At 75.3% G+C, this 2,388-nt stretch carries 2 protein-coding genes; both read right to left on the reverse strand.

Annotated elements, in window-relative coordinates:
• The coding region (locus AB0O00_RS35950) for a protein kinase (RefSeq protein ID WP_363658908.1) at positions 1 to 899 on the reverse strand (899 nt) is incomplete at its 3' end.
• Positions 900 to 1,189: 290 nt separating this feature from the next.
• On the reverse strand, positions 1,190 to 2,182 hold the full coding sequence (locus AB0O00_RS35955) for an alpha/beta hydrolase (protein WP_363658909.1): 993 nt from the start codon (positions 2,180 to 2,182) through the stop codon (positions 1,190 to 1,192).
• Positions 2,183 to 2,388 lie beyond the last annotated feature (206 nt).

Raw genomic sequence — 2,388 nt, forward strand, 5'->3', positions numbered from 1 at the left:
TTCTTCGCGAGCGCCCTCGTCACGAGGAGGCGCACGGCGGGCGGGAACGCGGCAGGAAGATCCGGCGCGGGCTCGCGCACGTGCTTGAGCGCCACCTCCAGCACGCTCTCGCCCTCGAACGGCGGCCGTCCGGTGAGGAGTTCGTAGCCGACGACGCCAATCGAGTACAGGTCGGAGGCCGGGACGACGCCGCCCTTGCCCTCGGCCTGCTCGGGCGCCATGTAGAGCGCGGTGCCGATGATCGCGTGCGAGGCGGTGATCTTGGTGCTGGCGACCGCGCGGGCGATGCCGAAGTCGGTGATGGTGATCCGGCCGTCGGCACGCACCATCAGGTTCGACGGCTTGATGTCGCGGTGGACGATGCCCTGCCGGTGGGCCGCCTGCAGGGCGTCCAGGGCGGACGCGAGCAGGGCGAAGGCGCGCTCGGGGGCCATCGGGCCGTCGGCGGCGAGGACCTGGTCGAGCGGGCGGCCCTCGATCAGCTCCATGACGATGTAGGCGCAGCGCTCGCCGTCGTAGTCGTCGGAGGAAGTGGAGGAGGACGCGGCGGCGACAGTGGTGTCACCGCTCGGGCCGGCGGCGTCACCAGCGCCACCGGAGTCACCGGAGTCACCGGAGTCGCCCGGGTCACCGGGGCCTCCCGCGAATCCGGAACCGCTCTCGCCGTAGTCGTACACGTCGACGATCCCGGGATGGTCGATCGCGGCGACCATCTGGGCCTCGCGCCGGAAGCGCCGGACGAACGTGCCGTCCTCGAACAGCGCCGAGTGCAGGACCTTGACGGCGACCTGGCGCGCCAGCACCCCGTCCTGGGCCCGCCAGACGGTGCCCATGCCCCCGCCGCCGATCCGCTCGGTGAGCGTGTACCGCCCGCCGAGCACGGTCCCCCGTCCCGTCATCCCCTGCCCCCAGATGTCATGACCCTCCCCAGCGGGCCTTCGGGCACACAGTGTGCCAGAGGGTGCCGCACGGTCATCACCCGCCGTCCGGGCCGGAATCGGCCGATGGAAAGGGCGTTTCGCACACGCTCGGCATACCGGGGCACACGGGTTGCACCGGGAGTCACCGGGCGTACCGGGGCGCAGGCGACGCAACGGCCACGCCCGGCGCACCGGGCCTCCCGCCGCACCGCGCGCACCCCGACCCGAGCACCCGCGTGCACCCCCTGCGCCCCAGGGGGCGCCCGGCCTCAGGCCTGCCCGGACTGCCGGGCGTGCTCGGCGACCTCCAGCACGGCCGCCGTGACGGCCCCGGGGTCGTCGGCGTGGATGGCATGACCGGCGCCGCGCACGACGATGTGGGTGCCGCGGGTCGCGCGCTCGGCGATGCGCGACTGCAGGATCGTCCAGCGGGTGCGCAGGACCGTCGGCAGGCCCTCGGTCGCGCTCAGGACGGCCACCGGTACGTCGGGCACGCTCGCGGCCGACCGGCGGCGCCGGATCTCGGTCACGGCGAGGGTCATCAGCCGGTTCTCGGCGACGGCGGTGCGCCACTGGTGACGGCCCGGACGGACGGCCCCGGCTCCGGGGGCGACGGCCGACCGGAGCAGCCCGATCCGCACCATCGCGGCCTCGGCGGCGCGGACGGCCGGCGAGTGGAACTCCTCGTGCGCCGGGTCCACCAGCACCAGGCCCCCGACGAGCTCCGGCCGCTGCCAGCACACGAGTTGGGCGAGCAGGCCGCCCCAGCTGTGCCCCACGAGGACGCACGGGCCGTCGCCGAGGTGCTCCACCAGGGCGACCAGATCGGCGAGTTGGGTCTCCAGGGTGAGGCCCGCGTCGAAGTCGCTGGCGCCGAGCCCGGCCCGGTCGTAGGCCACGACCCGGCCGCGCCGGGCGAGTTCGGGCAGCACGGGTGCCCAGGTGAGCGCGGTCGCGCCGCTGCCGGCCACCAGGACGACCGTCGGTTCGCCCCGGCCCGTGTTCCGGCCCGCCTCCCGACCCGCCTCCCGGCCCGTCTGCCGGGTCGCTTCCCGGTCCGTCTCCCCGCCGGCCTCCACCCAGCGCAACACCCGTCCGCCGCGGTCCAGTTCACCCTGGCAGACGCCGCCGGGGACGCGCTCCGACACGGCCGACAGCGCGGCCGGCAGCTTCGCCGTCGCCGTCGAGCCCCCGCCGCGTCGCGGGTGCGAGGCCGTACGGGTGGGCGCGGCCCCCCGGGTACGCGCGGTTTCCACAGTCATTTCGTGCACAGTCCGGTTCCCCCCTGGAACTCTGGAGCATGGATCGTCGTGGATCCTCATGGATCGCCGACCTGCGTCGCGGTCGCGCGTCGCGCGCCCACGCATCGCCGCCGTGGCTCGCCGCCCTGGCTCGCCATGACGCGCCGCCCGCCCGCGCGGACCGGCCGTCGAACCCGGCCGGCGGAGCCAGGTACGCGGGTCGGTCC

Origin of the sequence: Kitasatospora sp. NPDC093558, from assembly GCF_040683475.1 — a bacterium.
In the GTDB taxonomy this organism is placed as follows: domain Bacteria; phylum Actinomycetota; class Actinomycetes; order Streptomycetales; family Streptomycetaceae; genus Kitasatospora.

Excerpts from the sequence above, each read along its gene's own strand:
- AB0O00_RS35955 (WP_363658909.1), bottom strand. The coding sequence starts at position 2,182 with ATGACTGTGGAAACCGCGCGTACCCGGGGGGCCGCGCCCACCCGTACG.